The organism is Mesobacillus maritimus, assembly GCF_023715205.1.
GTDB lineage: Bacteria > Bacillota > Bacilli > Bacillales > Cytobacillaceae > Mesobacillus_B > Mesobacillus_B maritimus_C.
In genome coordinates this window covers 131591-155458 of sequence record NZ_JAMBNR010000002.1, presented here as the reverse complement: position 1 = coordinate 155458, position 23868 = coordinate 131591, and the positions used below count along the sequence as shown (strand labels likewise).

Sequence of the window (23868 nt, the reverse complement as noted above, 5' to 3'; positions counted from 1 at the left end):
CTTCCAGAATGCCATTTATTATGCTAGCTGGCCGTCAGTACATGCCCGTAAATATCCTATTATAAGTGATTTACTCACTAGCACCGTCTTAGTATTCTCACGTTGATTTGAAAATAAAAGACCCTTTTTAGCGCAAATTAGTGCTAAAAAGGATGCTTCTGGAGAAAATAACGCTGAAGAAACATCATGCCAAATTTTTGGTGAGAACACGATGTAACCAGTAAAAAAGAGTTGACGTTTATTGGATTTGGAAACAAATGGAATTCTAGACTTTAAGCTTATAAAAGAAACACCCTTTAACTAAAAAGAGCCAAAGGGGAAAATGGGACAAATTCAGTTTTTTTGCTATGAAATACCTGCTGCTCGAAGTTCTTTTTTAATGTTTTAACCAATGGTCTTAAAAACCTTCTTTGTAAAAGTCATTTAAAACTTCTTGTTCTTTAATCCATAGAAAACTCAAATCAGCATCTTCTTCCTCGGACATTCAACCGTCCTAATGACATTTCTTGAAAAAGAGAGAAAATGTTTGTGGAAAACAAAGCGCCTAAGTTTCTAGTTTTGTTGGTTGTGGATTTCTTCAACAATCTGATAAAAACCATTCTCCCCCACAACTGTATAGAAGTGGTCGTCTAAATAAATCTGATCCTCATCAATTTTGATAGTGTACACATTATAATCATTGGTGTATAGATACAATGTATATTTAAGATTTATAAAATCATTTGCTTTTTTCAGTCTTGTTTCAGAAGCTGCTTCAATCATTGATTTAATGGTTTCATCCTCTAGTAAATCAAAGACTTTTTCTTTATCATTGTCAGATATCATAATTTTATGAATAGTCTCACCACTCAACATTCCGGATACAGCCTCTCTGAACGTTGTGTACTTTGATAATTGAAGGATAAAAGGGACTAAAAAGCTCGCAAGCAAGATCGTACTGACAATGACCCATTTTTCAAGCTATCCCTCCCCCTACATATAGTAGTTATGTACACCTTTTTCACCACAACCTACCGCTTTTCAGCATGCTTGATTACTCCCTTACTCTTGCGTTTCCTTTTCTACTCGAGGCTCCCCTTTTCGGCACGCTAGCACTCTCTTACATTACAAATCTTGGTGGACAATAGTTTGTAAATACTCGATCTTCCCAAGATCTTTATGATTATTTTGTTCTGCACGATAACTATCTTTAGAAGAGGCCTCGTAAACACGTAAATATTGATTTGGATTGAGTAGATAATACTTTACACCAGCTTTTTGATGTATTTCTAATTCCTCTAAAGGCACGCCTGCGAAACTTGGCAATGTGTCGATAATCCCAAACTCCACTGATAGTCCCTTTTTCGAGAACTCATGTTCATGCAAATCTATTAACTGATAGTCCATTGATTCCATAATTTTCATAATCTCACACCATTGAAAGATTGATAATTCAGCTGGAACCTCCCAGCCTCTCTCATCACCAGGTACATGAATATCCAAATCTTGGGCATGCCAACACTTCCCGGTCACCACTTCTAAACCAACGGAACCCATTAACAATGGAGTAATCCCCATTTCATTTAACTTCCTTGCGATTTTAATAAACTCATCAAACTTGTGTTGATCCATTTCCCCACCAACTTTTCTTTAGTCTAACAAACAACCATCACTAAAATAGCTTTTTAGCTGAACATTCTCTTTTTCTATGTTAATATTTTATGGAAAGGAGAATGTTTCTTGGCACTGATTTTTTTATTATCGCTTATGATTGGATTATATTTCGTTACACTAGGGATTTGGGAATTAAGAGCAGGAACGAATCGGAAAAAGTACCTAATATTTACCTCTGTAGGGCTATTTCTCCTTGTTGTATTTCCTCGATTGTTTACTTCTTTTTAAGTTTTGGATATTATCCTAAACAAATGTAATCCTTTGTTACACTATAAATGGGGGGGTTAGAATGCAAACCAAAGTACAAACTTCACAGAATATGGAAATTAAAACTACAATAGAACCGAATACGAGAAAATTTTTCAACCTCATCGGACTTTTCATCTTTGCTGGATGGGCATTAACGAGTGTAACCGCTCCGCTACCTTCGAGTACATACACAAAAGACTTTCTACTCTTTGTAGGTGTTAGTGCGGCCATCTATTTCTTCTTAGTGAATATTTACTTCATAGGAGGATTAGCGAGAAAAGTCTTTTATGCAAGTTTAATTCTTTTAAGTATTCTAAGTTTATCAACGGCTGTTTATCTTGCAACAAATTCGGTACCGCACTAATTCAATAAGAACGTACCGCAACCCAACTGGGTAATTTTGGTACCGTAATTACTGAACTGTAAAAGCGAAGAGGTACCATTTTTACCAGTTAAGGGAAGAGGTTTTTTATAGACTGTTAGCCAATACCTGAAGGTTGACCAATCCATTTGGGTTGGTGTTTCAAATACTTTCCTTTGGCGGAAACCCTTCAGTCTAGTAACCTCTTCCCTATCCTATTTATTGATCCAATCGCTTTCTAGTGTCAAAAAAACTCAGCAAAACTCACCTAGAACCAAACCTTCCTGCAATCCGTCTTGTAAAAAATGACTTGGTACCCCGACACTATAAAGCTGCAAAACATGCATCGCTCTGGTGCAAGCTGTGTAAAACACTCTGCGCAGACTTTCCTCTCCGTATACCTGCTTCGAAGCATCATAAATAATGACGGCATCAAATTCGATTCCTTTGGATAAATACGATGGGACAACAACGACACCTTGCTCATATTCAAGTGAATTGCTTTTTAAGAGTTTTAATCCCTGTATCGAGGATAACGCTTCATACGCCTTTTCACTTTCTTCAGCTGATTTGCAGATGATCGCAATGCTAGTAAGCCCGCGATTGCGCAATTCTGCGACTTTAGCGGCAATTTTGCGGTGCAGTTCTCCGTGATCAGATACTTGTGTTAACGCAGGACGCTCCCCGTCTCGTTCAAATGGAATAATCTTTTCCCCATTCGGAACGAGTCTTTTTGTAAACTCAATAATAGGTCTCGTGGAGCGGTAACTCCGCGCGATGTTAATCACTTCTGTTTCCTCTGGTCCGTACAGATTGGTAAGATTGTTGAAATCAACCATTTCGCTGGCATGAGCAAACACCGCTTGATTAAAGTCGCCTAGCACAGTCATTTTTGCAGCAGGAAACAACTGTTTTAAAAACTCAAATTGAAACGGGGAATAATCTTGCGCTTCGTCCACAACGATGTGTTTGATAGCGCTGTTCTTCTGAAAGCCTTGAATTAACTCTTTTAAAAATAAAAACGGAGTCGCATCTTCATAAAATAAGTGATTTTTATCCAGCTTTTCCAACGTTCCTCGACAAATCGCCGCCCATTCTTGGTCTGAATTTGATTCTTTCCAAAGTTTAATATAGTCAGGATTCGCAAAGAGCTGACGGTACATCGCTTTATAGTCGATGAAACGAAATTTCTTGATCAACTTACGTACCTTTTTCATTTTTCTATGAACAATGAACCTAGTCAGTGCTTCCGGCTCGATTTCATAATCTGCAACCTCTTCGCGTTTATAGCCTCGTTTTTCCGCTAAATAGAGATGAGCTTTATGGTATTCTTCATTGCTAAGCAGCTCGATTTCTTCCTGTACCCATGCTTTGTTCTTTTCACTCTTTTGAACTTCCTTTATTTTCGCTAGGAGCCAATCTTGCAATTTTTCCAATCGATTATGGAAGTGAAGTGAAGGGTCGTAACGATAAAATTGTTCCGAGATTTCTTTACCTGTAACGATTGGTTTCCTTCTGAAAAGAATGTCCGTAAAGAGCATTCCTGACTCTTCTAGTGACTTTCGATAAGCTTGGATTGCTTCAAAGAAACCTTTCGATGCTTTTATCCGGATTCCGGTAAGCCTAGATTTGTACCAAGAATCCTTCGTTGCTGTTAACACATATTCCAATTGGTCAAAAGGAGTTTCAATTTGAAAATCCTTACTCAGCATATGATCCAAATATTCTTGAAACGTCACTTGTTGCATATTTTCCTCGCCGAGTTCCGGCAGTACATTCGATACATAACTATTAAACATCCTATTAGGCGAAAACAAGATGATTTGATCCGCATTCAGATTCTCGCGATATTTGTAAAGCAAATAAGCAATTCGTTGCATCGCCGCCGATGTTTTGCCGCTGCCGGCTGCACCATGAACAATAAGCAACCTGCCACGATCATGACGGATGATCTTGTTTTGCTCTTGTTGAATCGTCGCTACGATATTATGCATTTTTTTATCCGTCCCTTTACCCAGAACCTGCTGCAAAATCTCATCACCAATCGTGAGACTCGTATCGAACATCGATTGCAGGAAACCACCGCGAATCAAATATTGGTACTTTTTCTCCAACCTACCTTGAATGGTGCCTCCGGGCGTTTTATACTCAATGGGACCTGGCTGATAATCGTAGTAAACACTCGAAACCGGAGCTCTCCAGTCATATATGAGGAACTCTTCACCACTAGGGTCGGTAAGCGAGGAAATTCCAATATAAATTTTTTCACAAGTTGAGTTCCCTTCTTCTATTAAATCAATCCGACCGAAATAGGGTACTTCCTGCATTCGCCTCAAAGTAGATAAACGCTTCGATGCTTGTCGATGCGTGCTTTGAGTGACAGACAGAGCTTGAGCTTCTTGCCGCAAGCCAATAATCGTCTCAAGATAATCATCAAAAGTATCGGTATTGACCTTTACTTCATCCCAAAAGTGCTTGCGGATATGAACCACTTCATTTTTACGCTTGGTTGTTTCTTCTTCTAATCTGTTGATTTCTTCCCCAATCATCGCCATTACAGTGTCTACACGTTTTTGCTCACGCTGAAGTTCAGAATTCATTCCCCACACCCCTAAAAAGTTTTGCAAAAAAGTTGACTTTAGTAAGAGTTGCATTGTATAATTATAATAAGGATAATAGCATACGATTATATTTAGATAATGCGCATCTATCTAACTCTATCACAGCATCGTCTTTTTTTCAATGGATCGGATATAAAAAAGAGTAGGGCTTGGTACCGACCCCCAAAAGTTAGAGTATAAAACTAACTTTTGGGGGTGTTTTTATGGTCAAATATAGTGAGGAATTTAAAATAAAGCTTGTTACTGAGTATTTACATGGAAATCTTGGATATAACTCATTGGCGAAGAAATACAATATGCCCTCTCAAACACCATTACAAGATTGGGTAAGAGCCTATAAGACCCAAGGGGTTGAAGGATTAAAGCGAAGAAAAATGAAGGAAGCTTATTCTATTAAATTAAAATTAGATACGATACAATTACTGGTATAACAATGAACGATCAAAAGCAAAATTGGCTAGACTGAGTCCAGTAGAATACCGAATTCAATCTAGCCAATTAGCTGCATAATAAAACTCTAACTTTTTGGGGTAACCACCAAGCGCTACTCTTTTTTTGGGACACAGGAACAGGCATTATACACCGTGTCCCGCTACCTGATGTACTCGATAATCTGGATATATGCATTCATTGTTAGTACAGGGTCTGGATCTACACCTTTCTTCTTCGGTACGTCAAAATTCGATAACACAAAATGGTGCTTCGCATGAACATCATGTCTTACTAGCGAGTGTTTGCAGCATTCTAATGGGCAACCATCAATCGCGATAATTTCCCGACCAGATTTTGCAGTTCGCACAAGTGGCTTTACATCCCCTCCAACACCGGCAATACATGACATTTCCGCTACTTTTTCACGATCCATTTTAATCGCAATACAGTTTGCCGTTTGTGCGGCCGATGAACATCCTGAGCACGAATAGACAATCGGTAAGTCTGTTTTTGTCATTTTCCCCTCTCCTATCTACAGTTTTCCATAATAGGCTCAAGCCCAATCTCGAAACTCATTTTAATTTGTATATTTTAAATAATCTGTAAATAATATCACACTCGCGATCGATGTATTGGCGCTAACTGCGATGTTCAAAAGGTTTTCCGCTTCAAAAACAAAAATTCTGTGTGAAACCAATGTTCCTTTCTAAGGAGACAGTTTTACTTTCTTTCCCAAATAACGAAAATGAGCATTTCTCTTTTCACAGAGAAATGCTCATTTTTTCACCAATAAAAGAAAGAATAAATCCTTTCCCTCTTATGTTTTCAATTCCAACGACATTTTGCGTTTTTTTGCGGATTCGATAGATGATTGAATTAATTTCTTCATTGCTCACATCCATAATTCTTTCAGGCCAAACACACTGAATCAGTTCTTCTTTCGAGACAAATTGATCTTTCTTTTGAAGAAGAAACTCAATACACTTAAATTCCTTGTCGGAGAACTTGAATGTTTCACCTTGCCAGTTGAATTCCCGTTTAATGGAATCAATATACAACTCTTGTTTCGTCAGTCTTTCTACCACTCCATGGATAAGCGGGCCAATATCAGACGTTTCATCTGAGATCGAAGCAACAGAAAGTCTAATCAAGTCATTTCCTAATGAGATTTCATCGGAAACGTTTAATAGCGTCACTTCGTTTGCTTTTAATCGTTTCTGATTTAAAAATGTTCCATGCTTACTGTTCAAATCTTTAATATAGTATTGATGATTTTTCTGATAAATCGCAAACTGTTTTCTTGAGACAAATAGATTGTTAAAACAAAGATCCGGATTCCAGTTCGTCCCTTTTCTCCCTGCAATCATCATCGAATTCCTCTTCAGCGGGATAAAGTCCCCTTCCTTAAAAGGAGCCCCCTGTTCCACAATTAAGCAAATCGAGTCTTTCATCTTTTTATTCCCCAAATCGTTATCATTCTTTTATCATTTTTCTACTATTGAACCTTCATCGTATTATTATGTAAACTCCTGTTATCATCATATCAAAATTCGGGACACAGGGACAGGCACACTTTGTCCCAGCGTTTGACGCGATCTGGGACAAGGAATATGACCCCCTGTCCTAAAAAAAATCCCATTTCAACGAATGATTAGAGAAACATTCTATCACACTAAGACAAAATGCAAAAAGTTCGTTAATAGTCCTCTGTACCACCAGACTCAAACAAAATCGAGGTGAAAATACTGCTAGCAAAGAGTTCATTCGTTAGCAGCAAAGAGCCATGACAGAAAACCCATCTTCTCGCGTTGAGCGCAGAAAAAAATTACAAGAACAAAAACGTTCTTCAAATAAAGACGATTCCAAAAAAGCGTTATGGAAAAGAATCTTCTATTATGCTCTGATTATCGGAGCTGTGCTTATGGTGATCGGTGTTGGGGCAATTGCCTGGATTATAAAAGACGCGCCAAAGTTTGATGAAACGTTATTAAAAGCCCCGTTATCTTCAAGCATTTATGCAAGTGATGGCGAAACGATCATCGCTGAAGTTGGAAAAGAAAAACGCGAAGATATTGAGCTTAAACAAATACCCGATGTTTTGCAAGATGCCGTGTTAGCAACCGAAGATGCACGTTTTTATAAACATCATGGAATTGATGTACAACGAACGTTAGTAGCCATTTTCAAAGTGCTCACAACTCAATCGTTAGAAGGTGGTGGCGGAAGTACAATTACGCAACAGCTCGTCAAAAACTCTTTTTTATCGATTGAACAAACAGCGACAAGAAAAATTCAAGAATGGTATTTGGCGCTTCAATTAGAACGAGAATTTTCCAAAGAAGAAATTCTTGAAATGTATTTTAATAAAAATTTATACGGTGGCGATGTGTATGGCGTAGCCAAAGCAGCGGAACGCTTCTTCGGGCTACCACCTGAAGAGTTGGACAAATTAACACTCGAGCAAGCGGCCCTTTTAGCTGGTATTCCACAAAGTCCGAATCGATATATGCCAACAGACGAAGATAACCTTGGGCGCGCCGAAGAAAGAAGAAATATGGTTCTATACTATATGAACCGACATGATTATATTTCCAAAGATGAGATGAAAAAAGCGCAAAGTACACCAATTGAAGACACGTTAAATCTTCAAACTCCGAAAGCCAATAAATATGAGGATTTTGTTTCAACTGTTTTAAAAGAAGTCCAAGAAAAGACCGACGCCAACCTTTTCGAAGATGGCTTAGAAATTTATACAACCCTTGAGCCCAAGATTCAGGAATTGACCGAAGAGGTTCTCACGACAAACGAGCATATCGCTTATCCTGATAATGAGAATTTGCAAACAGCGATTGTGATTACTGATACCCAAACGGGAGCAATTAAAGCCATAGGTGGTAGTCGTAACAAGGAAGCCGGCGGATACAATTATGCCACAATGATGAAACGCCAGCCTGGGTCGACGATCAAACCCATCCTTGACTACGGTCCGGCGATTGAAAAATTCAAATGGTCGACTGGGCACTTAATTAAAGATGAAGAATATCAATATAGCGATGGAACGCCGATTCGAAACGCAACTCGTAACTACGCAGGAACGAAGACCATTCGCGATCACCTCGTCTGGTCACGGAATATTCCAGCGTTAAAAACGTTCCAAGAAGTTGGCGCGGATAATGCGACTGAATTTGCTAGAAGCCTTGGCTTTCCGATTTCAGATGAACAAAAAACGAACGAATCAAACTCGATTGGCGGAATTGACGCCGCTTCTCCACTAGTCATGGCCGGTGCGTATGCGGCTTTTGGAAATGGTGGTTATTATTACGAGCCTCATACCGTGACAAAAATTGTCCACTCCGATGGCCGGGAGGAAAAAGTAGCTCCGTCAAAAGAAAAAGTCATGAAAGATTCTACGTCCTTTTTAATTACCGATATGTTGCGTTCTGTGGTCGATTCAGGAACAGGAACAAAGGCAAATGTCCCTCGTCTCGATTTGGCTGGGAAAACGGGCACAACCAACTTTGATAAAAAAACGATTGAGAAATACGATTTACCAGAGAAAGCAGTAAGAGATGCTTGGTTTGTTGGCTATACGCCTCAATACACAGCGGCCGTATGGACAGGCTATGATAAAACCACAGGGTCAGATGACTATTTGAATAGCACAAGTGATGATATCCCATTGTTGGTATTCAAAAAAATCTTCACGGAAGCAGCCAACAGTACAGATACCTTTAAACAACCAGATAGCGTCGGAAAATTAGGTTATGAATATTATGTAAAAGGCGGCGAAAAGCCAAAGCCACCGAAACCAAGTAAACCGTCCGATTTAAAAGCTACCTATGATGAAGCATCCGATCAGATTCAGTTATCTTGGAATCACACTTCCAATAGTGGTTTAGAAACAAGCTTTGATGTGTCTTATACAGTCGACGGAAATACTGAAACCTTAACAACGACAAAGGATCAGCAAGTTACTTTCCCTAGTCCTGAAAAAGGAAAAGCATATACCTTTACCGTTGTCGCGATTGCGGGAGATGTGAAAAGTGATGCTGCTTCAACCTCACTTACGGTTGAAGAGGCAACACCAGCTACCCCAAGTAATCTACAAGCAACCTTTGATCAATCATCAAATAGCATTGTGATTGGTTGGCAACCTGGAAACAACGCGAAAAACGTGCAATATACCGTTTCGTTTACCGTGAATGGCATTCCACAAACACTCGCACCAACAACCGAATTGCAAGCAACATTGACGGGTCCTCAACCAGGACAAACGTACGTCATCACTGTGACGGCAACCAATGAAGTAGGTTCAAGTCAACCTGCCACGACTTCTGTTACCGTCGATGCTCCTCCTACACCTCAACCTGACTTTTGGGAAGGGTTTGGAGACGATAACGGCGCCGGCGACGGTATAGGAATAACTCCATGATTGGAAGAAAAAAGGTCACCAAGTTGAATTGGTGACCTTTTTTAACGTTTACAACATGTTGGGGTACTTGCACTATGCCCACTACCCCGCCAATTTTTTGCGAGTACTAAAGTTATCGCCGGTAACTCGCTGAGCTTTAGTGAGTACTAGGATTATCTCACGTTAAATGCCTGTCTTAAACCTAGTACACGGGAATATGTTGATTTTTTCAATCCATTTTCTCTAAACAGCCTTCTTCATTTCATACACCCATTGTTGAAGTGGTTTCTGGCAAAGCGGCATCAACCATCCTAGAATTTTCCCGATAAAATAAGCGGCCACAAGTGTGCCAATTCCGATTGAACCAAATGATTGAATGAAAATTAAACAAATAGCACCTGCTACAGCTACATTGATTAAATCACTGCTAATCTTCGCTTTACTAAACTTCAGCCTGAACTTTTCGCTAATCACATAGGTTAGAGCGTCGTAAGGCATTAATGGCAGTTTCGCTGTAAAATAGCCTAGTAAGCCGAGCGCAACGACGAATAAACTAACAACTAAAAATAGACCTCTGGCAAGCATGGTTTCAGGTGTAGGGAAAAGTTGGACAAGGAAGAGCGTTGCATCCATGAAGAACCCAAATAAAAACGAAACAACGAATTGAACGGCAAACTCTTGTAACTCAATGCGTTTATTTAATACAACTTGAACGATGATAAACAAAACATTGGCAAGGATGGTCGTTAATCCAATCGATAAGCCTCCGGTTAGCGAAATGGCATACGCAAGTGATGACACAGGCGATACGCCGAGCCCTGCTTGAATCGAAAGGCTGACACCCAAAGACAAACAAAATAAGCCGACCATATAAAGGATCAAGCGCTTCGCATTTACATTCATATAATTCCAATCATCCTTTGCTTATAATTTCACATACTTTTAAATATAACACCCTTTTAAACATATTAATAATATATATCTGGTAAACTAATCATATGAAAAAACATATAACGGAGACGCAAAATGGATATTCGACAATTGCATTATTTTAGGGAAATCGTAAGACAAGGCAGTATTTCAAAGGCAGCTGAAGTCCTACATATCGCCCAGCCCCCGCTGAGTCAGCTGTTAAAAAAACTCGAAACCGAGCTTGGAACCACTTTGATTCATCGCTATCGGCAAAAATGGGAGCTCACCGAAACAGGTGAAATCTACTATCAATATGCAGAGAAAATGTTAAGGCAAACCGAGGATGTCAGACAGCGAATCCTAGAAATTGACCAAGGAGTCTCGGGAACGATAAACATTGGGGTATCTTCAGCATGCTCCAACTTACTTATTGATCATGTCAGTATGCTTCGCTCTCATTTTCCAAGTGTGAAAATCAAGATTATTTCCGGAGACTCAGAGGAATTGTTAAAAAAACTAGAGCAAAGAGAGATCCATGTCGCCTTGCTTTTACGACCTGGAAACACTGAACACTATCATATCAAGAAAGTAAACAAGCAGCCTTACGTCGTCATCATTCCTACCCATTGGAAGTCAAAGTTTTCAACGGAGAAACTAACATTTGACCAACTTGCTTCCTTCCCCATCATTATGCTTGGGGCGATGGAAGGACATTTTTTTTATGAAAACATCCTCAAAGCGTTTGATGAACGTGGGTTAAAGCCAAATATTGTGATTGAATGCAAAAATCTTACGATGGTCGTCGCACTTGTTAGCAGAGGATTAGGTTTATCGATTATACCCCGAATGGATTATGCCTCCCCGTATTCAGAACATACAACGCTATTGGATTTGGAGGGTTTTGAATTCAGCATGGAGCCTGTATTTTTACGATTAAAAGATGAACCGATTCCAAAAGCAGCAAGTCAGTTTTGGGAGATGATTGAGTCATTTTTTACATAGTAATTTTACAATTGCTAGAGTGCATATGACTGTAGAAAATTAACCCAAACTCCCCCAATACCTAGTTAATGAATACTATTTTTAATGATGGAAAGGTTAAAGAAGAGATTAGGAAGCGGAGAATGAAAGACAATGAAACCATCATTTGAAGACGTAAAAAAAGCAAGGGAAACATTAAGAGATGTTGCATTTGAGCATTGGGTTCATGATGACTTATTTACTTGGAAATGGTGGTTATTACTTGCAGCCACGATCATCCCTTGGATTTTATGGATTAAATTTCACGATAAAAACAGAACCTTTGAAATTTTAAGTTACGGACTTATTTGGGCTATATTGTCCTCACTTTTTGATGTGATTGGTGGGGAATTGATTTTATGGGGTTATCCAGACAAACTGTTACCAATGGTTCCTCCGTTATTCCCAGCAGATATTACCGTCATTCCTGTTTTATTTATGTTTATTTACCAGTTTTCCAAAAACCTTTATCGTTATTTTATTTTTTCTGTACTAGGTTCTGCATTATTCTCTTATGTAATTGAACCTCTTTTTATTAAAGGCGGGATGTTAATTTTACATAATTGGACACATACAAAGTCCTTTATAGGATTTTTCATCCTGTCCCAGGTTGTATACTTAATCATAGTCAGCCTTAAATCAAAAATGAATACTTAATAATTAAGTATTGCAATTGCAAAAAAATTAGCAAGGGAATTTATTAAGGAAGGAAAAGGAAAATTCACAGTTCCTTTTCGTCTCAAAAACAAACTCATTCATTACATCAATGAATATGCTAAAAAATAAGGGTTTCTCATCAGAGAACCCTTATACAGGCAAGATTAAAGCAAAGCAGGCTTTATCCCTATGTTATGGTTCACCTATCATTCAATCTCCACTTGATCCCCAACATTGACTTTTCCAGGTTTCACAACCGAAGCATAAACACCAAAACTTCCAGCATTCTTTCTCACAATCGTTCTTAAAACATTCGGATCTTTCGGAAGGTCGCCTTGGGCCAAGGTTGTCATAATACACCTTTTGGTTTCTTGCGAAATTTTGAGTTGCACATCACCAATAGTTAAGGTTTTTCCCACCCACTCATTTTCGATAAAAGCTTCTGTATCCGGAACCTCAATAATTAAATTTGGCCTGAACCGGCGTGGCTCAATTCTGCTATCCGGTGCTAGGTTTCTTACGTAATTGATTGTGGAAGTTGTAACAATATGAACCATATCAATATCAAAAAACGTGTCTTTAGGTGACGTTCTCGTAAAAACAGTGCCTTTGTTGTCGAGTTCCTCAATTTCTTCAGGAATATATCCTTCAAACTGGACATCACTCGAGGATACGGTTGACAAATGAACGTTTCGTTTAAGGCTGTTTGAAAGCATTTCATTTTTTTCTCCGTCTGTGCTAACCATCGAGCGACCATCCGGCAAAGTGATTCTTACCGGTGGAATAGCCGCTCCCTTCTCAGGAGGTTCAATAAAATGTGCTCGGTACCGGAACATGTTTGGCCACTTTTTAGGATTTTTTGCATTCGCAAGTTTTCCCGTTTCATTATCAATGACGCCATACGCTCTGTCTCCCAATAACCCCTTCTCCGTTACCTCGCACGCGTTCAATTCCTCGCCCATCATCGACTTAACAGGATATCTCCAAATTGAAGCAACCTTTAGGGCTGCCATACCTATCACCCTTCCCATATGTAATCCATTTGGTCTTATATGTAAGTATATTGGTTTACCTATTATTTGCAAAATAAAAGATTTAAATATTCGAACAATTATCATTGAAAGGTTGTCCTGTTAATGCCATGAATGAGGTACTCTTGTTGATAAACTCTCAATCTTAACCTTTTCGAAAAGATTTCACAATCAAAAATCCACCCAATAACCCGAGCAAGATCGCAATTGTAAGCGGAACTGAGCCTACTTCTCGTAAAGCTGTTCCAAAAATTCCATAACGAGAGTCCCACTCTCCCACTACCTGAGCCAAAACTTGAGAATAAATCGAAGCTGCTATCAGTGATGCTCCATAAATAATCGCACTCGCTATTAACAAGGTTAGTCCAATTATCGAATGCTTCATTTTAGTCAACACCCCCTTCAACCATGAGGCTAAAAATAACAGTAGTTCTTAGCTTTTTTGTAGCCTAACAACAAATCCTTACAACTAAGTTTTTTTAATAGTTTTTATTGATCGTTTTAAAACCAAACCTAGACACTCCATAATAGATTATGAGTAATTGCACCAAAGTCTCGAAGAATCTATTCATTGGTAGTCCATAAGAGGTCAGCGTTATATCTAAGATCAAGCCAAGTATCAATGCAAGCAGCCAAAAGATGAAACTGACAGTGATTAATCGGACCATGTCTAATCACCCTCCTAACCATATAAAAACGTAAATATCAGATTGCTAACACTATGCTTGCACGGTTACCTAACTAGAAAGGCCCGTACCTTGTTAGCCAGACCTCTTTAGAAGGTGTTTGCTTTTGTAAAACGAGAACATAAGTTCCTAAATGTAAGTTGGAAATTAAAACAAAAAGTTAAGATCCTCCAATTAAGACTCATAGGCATATAAAATAATCTCCATGCCACTATGTGTTTTCCGCCAATCATAAACAACGACGACTTCCTTCCCAACTCTTGCTTCAACATTACTCTTAAACTTCTGGATTATTTCATCGATAATGTCTTTCTTATGTTGGTATTTTCCTGAATTCACCTCTCTCCGATCGTCATAGACAATCGTGTAATCAACTAACTTATTCGAAATTGAAATATTCATCGCAATCCTCCCTGTAAAATTCGACCACCTTCGCCAATTACTTACTCTACTAACCGTTCAATTTTTTATTGCCAGTTTAATTGAAATCGTGATTTGTTCCTTGAAAACACCAGAATCATCGATTTTTAATAATTCTTCTTTTAACTGTTTTTCAAATAAAGGAGCTTTTCCCCCTAAAAATCGTTTCGCAGCATACGAAGTTGAATAAAGATTGCCAATAATGGAGTCCACGGTCCATACATGTTCATACGGAGGGAGTTCATGGATTTCCAATTCAAATTTTGAAGCGGTGATGATGTCTTGATAAGGAAGTGCTGGCTCTGAATAGGTTGTCTTTCCTGCTCTTCTTTCCAATCCATACCATTGCTTAACAAGCTCGTTCACTTTCTGTTGCCAAGGTAAAATTTTTTTATGTGGAGAATAATCATCAACGATCGCCACACCACCGCCAGATGACACCATTTCATACAAAGTATCAAGAACCTGCTCGCGATTCATCCAGTGAAAGGCCTTTGCAATTGTGACCAATCTATAGTCTAGATCCATCGTTTTCTTATAAGTATCAAGATCACCAGGAAACCATTTCAGGTTCCCCACTCGATATTCCTTCCCAAGACGCATGGCTTCTTCTATCATTTCAATTTCTGGATCAACCCCAACAATCCCTTCAAACCAATCAGCAAACCTCAACGCCAATTGTCCAGTCCCACACCCTAAATCAAGCATGTGACCTTTCCCATCCAGCGAAAACCGCTCGACTAAGAAGCGAATTAAAGAAGCCGGATATAAAGGTCGATAACGTGAATAATACCAAGCTGTCCCCTTGAACAACTCATCCCCATAACCTGTCATGATAAAAATCACCCCCTCAAATCATGGTTCTTTTACAGCAAACTCCCATCGTTTAGCAAAGAAAGAGACCAAATCTATCGGCCTATCCGACCTGGTCTGTTTACAATAATTTCAACCTTAAAACTTATAGATTAGTGATTAACAGCCAATTCTTCAACTAGATTCCTAGCTTCCTTGTTTACATTTTCAACAGCACTTTCCCTTGATACTTCCTGCTTTGTATTAACCGATGAGCCTGTGCAGCATCCTTCAAAGGAAACACTTTAGCAATCGGAAGCGAGACTTTGTTCGATGCAAACAGTTCGATTACCTTATCGGCAACCGGCTTCAATCTTTCTGGGTCTCGTTCTCTCGTGGTTCCTAAACTAAAACCTTTTATGTTTCGACAACTACTATGTACATCACTTGTTTTTATATGACCAACTTTCCCGCTACTGTTTCCAAATTGAACAAGTGTCCCATAAAAAGCTAAGCAGTCTAGACTCCTATCGGTCACTTCACCCGCAACACTATCGAAAATCACATTAGCCCCTGCACCGTTGGTTTCTTTTAAAACTTCTTCTGCGAAATTTTCATACGTACATACCACATCAGCACCTAACTGTTTGACATAGGATGCTTTATCCAAACTTCCAACTGTGCCGATAATTTTATCGACTCCTGCTAATTTGGCCAATTGAATCAACATCGAACCAACTCCACCACCTGCACTATGAACAACGATGGTGTCAGTTTGTTTCACTTGGCCGATTTCGTGGAGGAGAATATAGGATAAAATTGAAACCGTTGGCATTGCTGCCGCCTGCTCGAAATGTAACTGCTCTGGAATTTTAAAAACTAATGATTCCTTTGCAACAACATATTCGGCATAAGAACCACTTTTAGGAAAAGCAATCACTCGGTCGCCGACTGAAAAGGTGGAATCTGGTCTGACTTTTTCAACAACCCCCGCAACATCCAGCCCAAGCATCAAAGGAAATTTTCCTTTCCCTTTATTGCCGACCCGTTTTTTAATATCAGCATAGTTCACACTCGTATAAGCAGCTTTAATGAGAACCTCATTCTCACCAATCGCGGGTGTATCAACTTCTGTATAAGAAAGTACACTAGCATCGCCAAATTCATGTTGAATGACAGCCTTCAATTCTTGATCCCCTCCGTTTTCAATGAACTACGATTCTATTAAAAGAATACCATAACCATTGTATTATTTTTTAAAATATCAGAATATATAAGGATAGGATATTCGGACGTTGGCGTTTATCTAAGGAGGATGTCTCTGAGGATGAAATCGATATATAAAAGGGATGGGAAAAAGGTCATTGCACAACATTATGAAGAGTACATAGAAAGTTTTGATTTTGAAGTCGAGAGGACTTACGTTGATACAAGTTATGGGAAAACCCATCTTCTTATAGCAGGCCCACCAGACGGGAAACCAGTTTTTCTCTTTCAAGGTGGAAATTGCATCAATCCAATGACCTTTTCATGGTTTTTACCACTCGTAAAAGAATACAGAGTTTACGCACCAGACACCATTGGTCATCCAGGATATAGCGACGAAAACCGAATTTCAGCAAAAGACGGTAGTTTTGCCTACTGGATCAAGGAACTGATGGATACTTTTCAAATAAATCGTTGTGCATTCGTCGGTCCATCTTACGGTGCCGGAATTATTTTACGATTAGCCACTTATCTGCCCGATAAAATTGCCTGTGCAGCATTGGTAGCACCCGCAGGGATTAAACTAGGTTCAAAGCTTAAAATGATACAAGACATCCTCCTACCTTTAGTGTTGTTTCATGGAACCTCCTCCCCAACCTATCTTGATAAAATCGCCAATCATATGGCCGATTCTGGTATGAAAGAAAGAGATAAAACCATTATTGGCGACGTTTTTAAATATGTAAAATTGGAACAAGACATGCCCAAATTAACAACGAAAGAAGAGTTAGCTCACTATCACGCACCTACTATGGTCATAGCCGGTAAAAAAGATCTCTTTTTTCCAGATAATAGAGTAAAGGAAGCTGCTAGAGAAATTTTCTCAAATTTAATTGAGTATAAAAGCTATGATATGTGCCATTTCCCATCTGAAGAGTATTTGCTAAAAATCCATCAGGATATTACTAAGTTTTTAAAAGAACATTACTGACTATAAAACTAGAAAAGGAACTCCCAGGATATAGGAAGTTCCTTTTTATGGTGTGTGGTTGTTTACCTTCTTCGTTTACTTTTTTTTACCGGCATCCAAATCTCACTATAAACATTGTCCGATGGATCACTGTGCTTTGTAAAAGAAATACTAGGTAAATCGACGACCTCATAATCGGATGATGGCAACCATTCGGAATAAATTTTAGCGTGTGTTTCTTGCAGCGTAGCAGGAAATGGTCCTCGATTTGGAAAAATCGCCCAAAGACTTTCTTCAATCGTAATTTGCTCTAAATCTTGGAATGGATTTTCCTTTGTCGTCGCAAAACCAAGCATATGAGTTAAAGAGCCTTTTTCTTCTAAGAAACCATCATCAAAGTCATACGAAACATTCAAAACTTGTTGTGGATATAAATCAGCTAACTGATGCATTTCTTTTCTTTGCTGCTCGGTAATACTCTGAGCGAGTTCAATGATCTCCTGATTTTCCCCTTCAAACTGAATCGGTACTCGTTTTGATACCCCGACGATATGAAACTTCGCTTTTTTCTCGATCTTGAATTCCATTGATGTTCCTCCCCTGATATCGATATAAAAGATAAATTTGGGAAATGATTTTTGGATTTTGTTTTTCGCTACTGCTGAAGGTAAAAAACCACTCCAATCACGAAAAGCTCGTGAAAACCCTTCTATCGATTGATAGCCATATTTAAAAGCAACATCCGTCACTTTTGCGCCGTTTATTAATTCCACATTCGCAACAGATAATCTCCTATTTTTGATATACTCATTCAAAGACATCCCAGCCATATACGAAAACATTCGTTTAAAATGATAATCACTGAGACCGACAATTTTTGAGATATCCTCTCCAGAGATTTCTTCTGTTAAATGCTCATCAATATAGTCCATAAGTTGATTGAATTGCTGTAACATTCATTTCCCTCCTTTACAAAACCATCTTACCGTTCACAATGGTGGTTTACTCGATTTTTTCAATATGGAGTTTATCGGAGTTATGTTTAACATCGAAACTCTTTCAAACCATGTTTCTTAGACACATTCTCGTCCTTCACAACAGTTTCTGTCTTACAAACCCAGTTCAAAGACAACACCAAGTTTGTTTCAACTAATTCTGTCCTAGATCCCCTTCCAACTAAGACCACTCCGACTCACTTCTACCGAAACCTATCTTTTCAAGTATGATCAGGTAGCTTCAATCTTCCCCCATATTCCCCCACAATACTTTGACGATAATGCCCTCTTCCCATAAGATAAAAAGATAATAATGATTGTTAGGGTGAACACTATGAAAATTTTATTGGTCGAGGATGATCGAACCATTGCTTCAGGATTGGAGTATTCCTTGAAACAAGAAGAGTATGAAACACTGGTTTGTCATAATGCCGCTTCCGCCCAAGAGGTCATACATAATAAAATCCAAGATATCGATTTATGTCTCTTTGACCTGAACCTTCCTGACGGCAGCGGTTACGACTTATGTGAGCTCGTGAAAAAAAAGCAAGATATCCCGGTGATCTTTTTAACCGCTTATGATGATGAAGTGAATGTCGTCATGGGGCTTGATATGGGGGCGGATGATTATATCACTAAACCATTTCGGATTCGTGAACTAGTCTCAAGAATTAAAACCGTTTACCGGCGCTACAATCGTCATACACAACCGAAAAACACGATTGAAATCGACAGCATTCAAATCAACACCTTAGAAGGAAAAGTATATAAACAAAGCAATGAAATCTTGTTGACAGCTTTAGAGTATCGACTTTTCTTGATTTTTGCCAATCACATTGGACAAGTTCTCACCAGGGCACAGCTGCTTGATCGTATATGGGATGTTGCCGGTGATTTCGTCAATGATAACACCTTGACGGTATATATTAAAAGATTGCGTGAAAAGCTGGAAGACGATCCGCAAAACCCTACCTTGATCAAGACAGTCCGAGGCATGGGCTATAAGGTCGGTGAGTGAGTTGCTTCGCAATCGAGAAGTTCAAATCTTCCTGACAATTCTTTTCCTCGTCAGTATCATCGGCTTTTCTATGACGTTTTTCATTTCCATACTTGCAGCTTGGATTATGCTCGGAGTCGCAATCCTCCTCATCAGCTGCACGCTAATTTTTACTCAATGGCGCTACCGTGAAATTGAAAAACTATCAGGCTATTTGCAGAAAATAAGCAGTGGCGATTTCCAGTTGGACGTTCGTGATAATTATGAAGGCGAGCTAAGCATTTTAAAAAGTCAAATCTACAAAGTGACAAAAATGCTTTCTGAGCAAGGAACACTGTTACAAGAGGACAAAGCAAAACTTACCAATGCGATTTCCGACATTTCGCACCAACTAAAAACGCCCCTCACTTCGATGATGGTGATGGCGGATTTGTTGCGTGATAAAAACTTGGATGATCAAAAACGATCCGAGTTCACTCGGAACCTTCAAGTCCAACTTGAACGCATGGAATGGCTCGTTTCTTCTTTATTAAAACTTTCAAAAATCGATGCCGGTACGATTATGTTTAAAAAAGAAAAAGTTATGGTGCGTGAGCTTGTTCAAAATGCAGTCGAACCGCTTTTGGTTCCAATGGACATAAAAATGCAAAGCTTAAACATCCAAGGCGATGACAAAGCTACGTTCTTCGGTGACTACAACTGGACCACCGAAGCGCTCATCAATATCATTAAAAACTGTGTTGAACACACAGCTGAAGAAGGCGAAATTTCCATTCATTTTTCAGAGAATGCTCTCTTCACCGAAATCACGATTGCTGACAGCGGGAAAGGAATCTCGAAGGAAGACCTCCCTTACATTTTCAAACGGTTTTATAAAGGGAAAAACGCGAGTGATGACAGTGTCGGAATCGGACTCGCAATGGCGCACAGCATCATCACCAGTCAAAAAGGCGATATTGAAGTCCAAAGTCAACCAGGTATTGGCACAAAATTCCATATAAAATTTTACAAACAAGTAATCTGAGCGGGACAAGGTGCCTGTCCCTCCGTCCCATCCCTCCGTCCCAAAGTGAATAAATTGTCACTTAAGAGTCACTTTATAGTCATACTAGCCCGATATACTGACCTCAAGACAAACAAATGACGGAGGTTTTCTTATGAATATATTAGAAGTTAAAAACCTATCAAAGGTATATGGCAAGGGCGAAACGGCGGTTAAAGCGTTAGATGATGTTTCATTCTCGGTTAAAAAAGGCGATTTTGTTTGCATCATCGGGCCGTCTGGTTCAGGGAAGTCGACACTCCTCCATTTACTTGGTGGCGTTGATCGGCCAACGAGCGGAAAAGTACTCATTGATCAAACCGATATTTATGACTTGAATGAAACACAACTTGCGATTTTTCGACGCCGACAAATTGGCTTAATTTATCAATTTTATAATCTGATTCCGATTTTAACGGTCGAAGAAAACATTACGTTGCCAATGCTATTAGACGAGCAAAAAGTCGATCCGAACCAGTTTAACAAGGTTGTCGACGTTTTAGGATTAAACAAACGGCTTGCCCACTTGCCAAACCAGCTTTCCGGCGGTCAGCAGCAACGTGTTTCGATTGGACGAGCGCTCATCAGCAATCCGGCCATTATGCTTGCGGACGAACCAACAGGAAACCTTGATAGTCAAAACAGCAAAGAAATCATGGAACTGTTAAAAATGTTTAATAAAACTTACAATCAAACACTAATTGTCATCACCCACGATGAACGCATTGCCCTTCAAGCCGACCGCGTCATTTCCATTGAAGATGGTAAAGTCGCCAGAGATGAGGTGATTCGTCCATGAACATTATCAACAAAGTCACCCTCCGGCATTTAAAAGAAAACAAACGCCGCTCACTCGTGACCATCATGGGCGTCATCATTTCAGTGGCCATGATTACCGCCGTATCTACACTTGGGGTTTCGTTTTTAGACTTATTGATTCGTCAGGACATCAATACCAATGGTGAGTGGCATGTACAATATAAAGGCGTCACCAAAGAACAAGTCGCAGCGATTGAACAAGACAGTGAAACAAAACAGCTGATTCTTTCTAGTGAAGCCTATGCTCATTTAGAAGAATCGGAAAATGACTATAAACCCTATTTATATTTTAAAAACTACAACAAAACCGGTATGGAGCATTTCCCAATTGAAGTAATCGAAGGTAGACTTCCGCAAAGCGAAGATGAGATTGCGATTTCTGAAGCGATTGAAAGCAATGGGAAAGTTAAATACAAAATCGGCGATCAACTCACAGTTAACATTGGGGATCGGTTAAATAAAACGGACGGAACGAAGTTAACACAAAATAATTCCCTCGTTAGCGATGGGGAAACAATTAACGAAGAATTAAAAATCACTGAAACCAAAACCGTCACAATTGTTGGTGAAATTAAACGTCCAACCTGGGAACAAACTTGGTCGCCAGGTTACACGGTGATCGGCTATGTGGATGAAAAAACAATCAGCGAAAATGACACCGTGGAAGCATTTGTCGTGTTGCCGAAAGTGAAAAGTTCCCTCTATGAACATGCAGAAAAACTCGCCGATACCCACGGAATTGAAACCATCAACTATAATTCTGATCTGCTTCGCTATTATGGAGTTACGAAAAATGACCAATTGCGCATGACTCTCTTTTCTTTAGCTGGTATTATCATGGGCGTCATTATCATTGGTTCCGTAGCTTTGATTTATAATGCCTTTGCGATTAGTGTATCCGAACGTGCGAGACATCTAGGAATGCTTTCGAGCGTTGGTGCGACGAAAAAACAAAAACGAAATTCTGTGTTTTTTGAAGGCGCGGTGATTGGCGCGATCAGTATCCCGATTGGGATTCTTGCTGGCCTTGTAGGGATTGGGATCACCTTTATGTTTATCAATAAATACCTACAAGGGGCACTCGGAGTTTCTGAAAATCTAGAATTGGTTGTCACCCCATCTTCTCTTTTGATTGCTTGTGGAATCTCCATCTTGACGATTTTTATTTCCACCTATATTCCAGCGCAAAAAGCATCAAAAGTTTCCGCGATTGATGCGATTCGCCAAACACATGATATTAAATTGTCAGGGAAAACAGTGAAAACGAGCAAATTTGTCCGCAAAGTTTTTGGAATGGAAGCCGAAATTGGCCTAAAAAACGTGAAACGAAATAAAAAACGATACTTGGCCACCGTGTTTTCACTCGTGATTAGCATTGTCTTGTTTTTATCGGTCAGTTATTTTACCGACAATCTAAAAAAGTCGCTAGAGATGTCACAAAATGATTTTACCTTTGATATTCAAATTTCCAGCAGCGAATTAAGTCGCGAAGAGGTAGCCATTTATACCAAGCTCGATCATGTCACCAATTCCAGCATTATTGAGGAAACACAATTAGAAACACTCATTGAAATGGATCAAGTTCCCGCTCAATTGAAAGCGCAAATCGAAGCAAACAATATGGCGATTGAAGATGGAAAATTTCCTTATTATGTTGGTCTGCATGCGATGGATGAAGAGAGTTTTCAAGCTTATGCTGAACAAATCGGTGTCGACGTGGATGATTTTACTCAAAAAGACACACCAACTGCAATTGTCATTGATGAAATTTCTTATCAAGATTATGCATCCGGAAAATTTATCGAATCAAAATCAATTGAAACAGAAGTTGGAAATAAAATCGACATATTGACTAGTGTAACTGGGGAGATGGAGAATGAACAACCGAACTTGGAAGTAGTCGGCAGTGTTCAAATTGGTGCCTTGACTGACCAAGTTCCAATGGGCGTCCAGACTGCTTCGCTAGGAGGCGTAAACTTAATTGTCCCTGAAGCAACATTGGACCAAATAGGGATTTCACGAGATGCCTTGACCACCTTTGTCTATTTAAATAGTACAGATCCAATGGCCACGCAAACCGCGATTGAAGATCAAAAAGAGTCGAGCATTCATATCTTCAATGTTTTCCAGCAACGCCAACAAGAAGGACAAATGATTATGCTCATGTCTGTTTTCACCTATGGGTTTATCACGCTGATTTCCCTAATCTCGATCGCCAATATTTTCAACACGATTTCAACAAGCATTTCACTGCGCAAACGTGAATTTGCGATGCTCCGATCCGTTGGCATGACCCCAAAAGGATTTAATAAAATGATTCATTATGAAAGCATTTTTTATGGAGTGAAAGCCTTGGCCTATGGACTGCCAATTAGTGTCCTGGTGATGCTCGCGATTCATCGCTCCATTGGCTACACCTTTGATTATGGATTTAGCTTACCATGGATGAGCATCCTGTTCGTGATTGTCGTGATTTTCTTAATTGTTGGTTCAGCGATGCTCTACTCCATCTCAAAAATAAAAAACGAAAACATCATCGAAAGTTTAAAGCAAGAGAATATTTAAAACTACTGTAAACGCTCGGAACCTCTGAG

General features: G+C 39.3%; 24 protein-coding genes. 12 read left to right on the top strand and 12 right to left on the bottom strand.

Going from position 1 to position 23868, the window contains the following annotated elements; genetic code table 11:
* Nucleotides 1–552: 552 nt before the first annotated feature.
* The gene (locus M3182_RS03140; RefSeq protein ID WP_251435390.1) at nt 553–855 is read right to left on the bottom strand and encodes a hypothetical protein; all 303 of its coding nucleotides are present in this window, start codon (nt 853–855) and stop codon (nt 553–555) included.
* A gap of 249 nt (nt 856–1104) precedes the next feature.
* Nucleotides 1105–1611 (bottom strand): phosphoribosylanthranilate isomerase, encoded by a 507-nt coding sequence (locus tag M3182_RS03135; RefSeq protein ID WP_251435387.1) that lies wholly within the window; start codon nt 1609–1611, stop codon nt 1105–1107.
* A 108-nt stretch (nt 1612–1719) separates the two neighbouring features.
* On the opposite strand from M3182_RS03135, the gene M3182_RS03130 reads away from it, so the two are divergent.
* Together M3182_RS03130 and M3182_RS03125 are read left to right on the top strand one after the other, a co-directional pair.
* Entirely contained in the window at nt 1720–1881 is a 162-nt protein-coding gene (locus tag M3182_RS03130; RefSeq protein WP_251435385.1) for a hypothetical protein, read from the top strand.
* A 61-nt stretch (nt 1882–1942) separates the two neighbouring features.
* Nucleotides 1943–2266: a hypothetical protein gene (locus M3182_RS03125; protein WP_251435384.1), complete on the top strand. Its 324-nt coding sequence runs from the start codon at nt 1943–1945 to the stop codon at nt 2264–2266.
* Nucleotides 2267–2517: 251 nt separating this feature from the next.
* On the opposite strand, the gene helD is transcribed toward M3182_RS03125, so the two are convergent.
* On the bottom strand, nt 2518–4863 hold the full coding sequence (gene helD, locus M3182_RS03120) for an RNA polymerase recycling motor HelD (protein ID WP_251556319.1): 2346 nt from the start codon (nt 4861–4863) through the stop codon (nt 2518–2520).
* 224 nt (nt 4864–5087) lie between these two features.
* Between helD and M3182_RS03115 the strand changes: the two genes are divergently transcribed.
* Nucleotides 5088–5315, top strand: a complete 228-nt coding sequence (locus M3182_RS03115) for a transposase (RefSeq protein ID WP_251435379.1) — start codon at nt 5088–5090, stop codon at nt 5313–5315.
* On the top strand, nt 5293–5394 hold the full coding sequence (locus M3182_RS26455) for an IS3 family transposase (RefSeq protein ID WP_432806634.1): 102 nt from the start codon (nt 5293–5295) through the stop codon (nt 5392–5394). Before M3182_RS03115 ends, M3182_RS26455 begins: the two co-directional genes overlap by 23 nt.
* A gap of 82 nt (nt 5395–5476) precedes the next feature.
* On the opposite strand, the gene M3182_RS03110 is transcribed toward M3182_RS26455, so the two are convergent.
* Both M3182_RS03110 and M3182_RS03105 read right to left on the bottom strand, forming a co-directional pair.
* Nucleotides 5477–5833, bottom strand: coding sequence for a putative zinc-binding protein (locus M3182_RS03110; protein ID WP_251556307.1), 357 nt, complete (start codon nt 5831–5833; stop codon nt 5477–5479).
* Nucleotides 5834–6077: 244 nt separating this feature from the next.
* Complete coding sequence (locus tag M3182_RS03105) at nt 6078–6767, bottom strand: FHA domain-containing protein (protein WP_251556305.1); 690 nt, start codon at nt 6765–6767, stop codon at nt 6078–6080.
* Between the two features lie 332 nt (nt 6768–7099).
* Here M3182_RS03105 and M3182_RS03100 point away from each other — a divergent pair, with 332 nt between their 5' ends.
* Nucleotides 7100–9748 carry a penicillin-binding protein 1A gene (locus M3182_RS03100; protein ID WP_251556297.1) on the top strand — a complete coding sequence of 883 codons (2649 nt, stop codon included), beginning with the start codon at nt 7100–7102 and terminating at the stop codon, nt 9746–9748.
* A gap of 222 nt (nt 9749–9970) precedes the next feature.
* On the opposite strand, the gene M3182_RS03095 is transcribed toward M3182_RS03100, so the two are convergent.
* Nucleotides 9971–10630, bottom strand: a complete 660-nt coding sequence (locus M3182_RS03095) for a YczE/YyaS/YitT family protein (protein ID WP_251556295.1) — start codon at nt 10628–10630, stop codon at nt 9971–9973.
* A gap of 123 nt (nt 10631–10753) precedes the next feature.
* Here M3182_RS03095 and M3182_RS03090 point away from each other — a divergent pair, with 123 nt between their 5' ends.
* Together M3182_RS03090 and M3182_RS03085 are read left to right on the top strand one after the other, a co-directional pair.
* Entirely contained in the window at nt 10754–11641 is an 888-nt protein-coding gene (locus tag M3182_RS03090; protein WP_251556293.1) for a LysR family transcriptional regulator, read from the top strand.
* Between the two features lie 132 nt (nt 11642–11773).
* Nucleotides 11774–12316: a CBO0543 family protein gene (locus M3182_RS03085; protein ID WP_251556291.1), complete on the top strand. Its 543-nt coding sequence runs from the start codon at nt 11774–11776 to the stop codon at nt 12314–12316.
* A 206-nt stretch (nt 12317–12522) separates the two neighbouring features.
* On the opposite strand, the gene M3182_RS03080 is transcribed toward M3182_RS03085, so the two are convergent.
* The 5 genes from M3182_RS03080 to M3182_RS03060 all read right to left on the bottom strand — a co-directional run bounded on the left by M3182_RS03080 (nt 12523) and on the right by M3182_RS03060 (nt 16431).
* Nucleotides 12523–13329, bottom strand: coding sequence for an MOSC domain-containing protein (locus tag M3182_RS03080; RefSeq protein WP_251435362.1), 807 nt, complete (start codon nt 13327–13329; stop codon nt 12523–12525).
* A gap of 163 nt (nt 13330–13492) precedes the next feature.
* Nucleotides 13493–13732 (bottom strand): phosphatase, encoded by a 240-nt coding sequence (locus M3182_RS03075; RefSeq protein ID WP_251556285.1) that lies wholly within the window; start codon nt 13730–13732, stop codon nt 13493–13495.
* 475 nt (nt 13733–14207) lie between these two features.
* A complete protein-coding gene (locus M3182_RS03070) occupies nt 14208–14435 on the bottom strand; it encodes a hypothetical protein (protein WP_251556283.1) in 228 nt (75 codons plus the stop codon).
* 57 nt (nt 14436–14492) lie between these two features.
* Nucleotides 14493–15287: a class I SAM-dependent methyltransferase gene (locus tag M3182_RS03065; RefSeq protein WP_251556281.1), complete on the bottom strand. Its 795-nt coding sequence runs from the start codon at nt 15285–15287 to the stop codon at nt 14493–14495.
* Nucleotides 15288–15465: 178 nt separating this feature from the next.
* The gene (locus M3182_RS03060; protein WP_251556279.1) at nt 15466–16431 is read right to left on the bottom strand and encodes a quinone oxidoreductase family protein; all 966 of its coding nucleotides are present in this window, start codon (nt 16429–16431) and stop codon (nt 15466–15468) included.
* 141 nt (nt 16432–16572) lie between these two features.
* On the opposite strand from M3182_RS03060, the gene M3182_RS03055 reads away from it, so the two are divergent.
* Complete coding sequence (locus M3182_RS03055; protein ID WP_251556277.1) at nt 16573–17442, top strand: alpha/beta fold hydrolase; 870 nt, start codon at nt 16573–16575, stop codon at nt 17440–17442.
* A gap of 62 nt (nt 17443–17504) precedes the next feature.
* On the opposite strand, the gene M3182_RS03050 is transcribed toward M3182_RS03055, so the two are convergent.
* Nucleotides 17505–18377 carry an AraC family transcriptional regulator gene (locus M3182_RS03050; RefSeq protein ID WP_251556275.1) on the bottom strand — a complete coding sequence of 291 codons (873 nt, stop codon included), beginning with the start codon at nt 18375–18377 and terminating at the stop codon, nt 17505–17507.
* 373 nt (nt 18378–18750) lie between these two features.
* Between M3182_RS03050 and M3182_RS03045 the strand changes: the two genes are divergently transcribed.
* From M3182_RS03045 to M3182_RS03030, 4 genes are all read left to right on the top strand, one after another.
* The gene (locus M3182_RS03045) at nt 18751–19434 is read left to right on the top strand and encodes a response regulator transcription factor (RefSeq protein WP_251556273.1); all 684 of its coding nucleotides are present in this window, start codon (nt 18751–18753) and stop codon (nt 19432–19434) included.
* A 1-nt stretch (nt 19435) separates the two neighbouring features.
* Nucleotides 19436–20437: a sensor histidine kinase gene (locus M3182_RS03040; protein ID WP_251435416.1), complete on the top strand. Its 1002-nt coding sequence runs from the start codon at nt 19436–19438 to the stop codon at nt 20435–20437.
* Between the two features lie 133 nt (nt 20438–20570).
* Complete coding sequence (locus M3182_RS03035) at nt 20571–21254, top strand: ABC transporter ATP-binding protein (RefSeq protein ID WP_251435343.1); 684 nt, start codon at nt 20571–20573, stop codon at nt 21252–21254.
* Nucleotides 21251–23839: an FtsX-like permease family protein gene (locus M3182_RS03030; RefSeq protein ID WP_251556272.1), complete on the top strand. Its 2589-nt coding sequence runs from the start codon at nt 21251–21253 to the stop codon at nt 23837–23839. Before M3182_RS03035 ends, M3182_RS03030 begins: the two co-directional genes overlap by 4 nt.
* Nucleotides 23840–23868 lie beyond the last annotated feature (29 nt).

Excerpts from the sequence above, each read along its gene's own strand:
- M3182_RS03050 (WP_251556275.1), bottom strand. The coding sequence starts at position 18,377 with ATGTTACAGCAATTCAATCAACTTATGGACTATATTGATGAGCATTTA.
- M3182_RS03125 (WP_251435384.1), top strand. The coding sequence starts at position 1,943 with ATGCAAACCAAAGTACAAACTTCACAGAATATGGAAATTAAAACTACA.
- M3182_RS03065 (WP_251556281.1), bottom strand. The coding sequence starts at position 15,287 with ATGACAGGTTATGGGGATGAGTTGTTCAAGGGGACAGCTTGGTATTAT.
- M3182_RS03090 (WP_251556293.1), top strand. The coding sequence starts at position 10,754 with ATGGATATTCGACAATTGCATTATTTTAGGGAAATCGTAAGACAAGGC.
- M3182_RS03135 (WP_251435387.1), bottom strand. The coding sequence starts at position 1,611 with ATGGATCAACACAAGTTTGATGAGTTTATTAAAATCGCAAGGAAGTTA.
- M3182_RS03110 (WP_251556307.1), bottom strand. The coding sequence starts at position 5,833 with ATGACAAAAACAGACTTACCGATTGTCTATTCGTGCTCAGGATGTTCA.
- M3182_RS03070 (WP_251556283.1), bottom strand. The coding sequence starts at position 14,435 with ATGAATATTTCAATTTCGAATAAGTTAGTTGATTACACGATTGTCTAT.
- M3182_RS03115 (WP_251435379.1), top strand. The coding sequence starts at position 5,088 with ATGGTCAAATATAGTGAGGAATTTAAAATAAAGCTTGTTACTGAGTAT.
- M3182_RS03035 (WP_251435343.1), top strand. The coding sequence starts at position 20,571 with ATGAATATATTAGAAGTTAAAAACCTATCAAAGGTATATGGCAAGGGC.
- M3182_RS03085 (WP_251556291.1), top strand. The coding sequence starts at position 11,774 with ATGAAACCATCATTTGAAGACGTAAAAAAAGCAAGGGAAACATTAAGA.
- M3182_RS03140 (WP_251435390.1), bottom strand. The coding sequence starts at position 855 with ATGTTGAGTGGTGAGACTATTCATAAAATTATGATATCTGACAATGAT.
- M3182_RS03045 (WP_251556273.1), top strand. The coding sequence starts at position 18,751 with ATGAAAATTTTATTGGTCGAGGATGATCGAACCATTGCTTCAGGATTG.
- M3182_RS03055 (WP_251556277.1), top strand. The coding sequence starts at position 16,573 with ATGAAATCGATATATAAAAGGGATGGGAAAAAGGTCATTGCACAACAT.
- M3182_RS03105 (WP_251556305.1), bottom strand. The coding sequence starts at position 6,767 with ATGAAAGACTCGATTTGCTTAATTGTGGAACAGGGGGCTCCTTTTAAG.
- M3182_RS03080 (WP_251435362.1), bottom strand. The coding sequence starts at position 13,329 with ATGGCAGCCCTAAAGGTTGCTTCAATTTGGAGATATCCTGTTAAGTCG.
- M3182_RS03100 (WP_251556297.1), top strand. The coding sequence starts at position 7,100 with ATGACAGAAAACCCATCTTCTCGCGTTGAGCGCAGAAAAAAATTACAA.
- M3182_RS03095 (WP_251556295.1), bottom strand. The coding sequence starts at position 10,630 with ATGAATGTAAATGCGAAGCGCTTGATCCTTTATATGGTCGGCTTATTT.
- M3182_RS03075 (WP_251556285.1), bottom strand. The coding sequence starts at position 13,732 with ATGAAGCATTCGATAATTGGACTAACCTTGTTAATAGCGAGTGCGATT.
- helD (WP_251556319.1), bottom strand. The coding sequence starts at position 4,863 with ATGAATTCTGAACTTCAGCGTGAGCAAAAACGTGTAGACACTGTAATG.
- M3182_RS03030 (WP_251556272.1), top strand. The coding sequence starts at position 21,251 with ATGAACATTATCAACAAAGTCACCCTCCGGCATTTAAAAGAAAACAAA.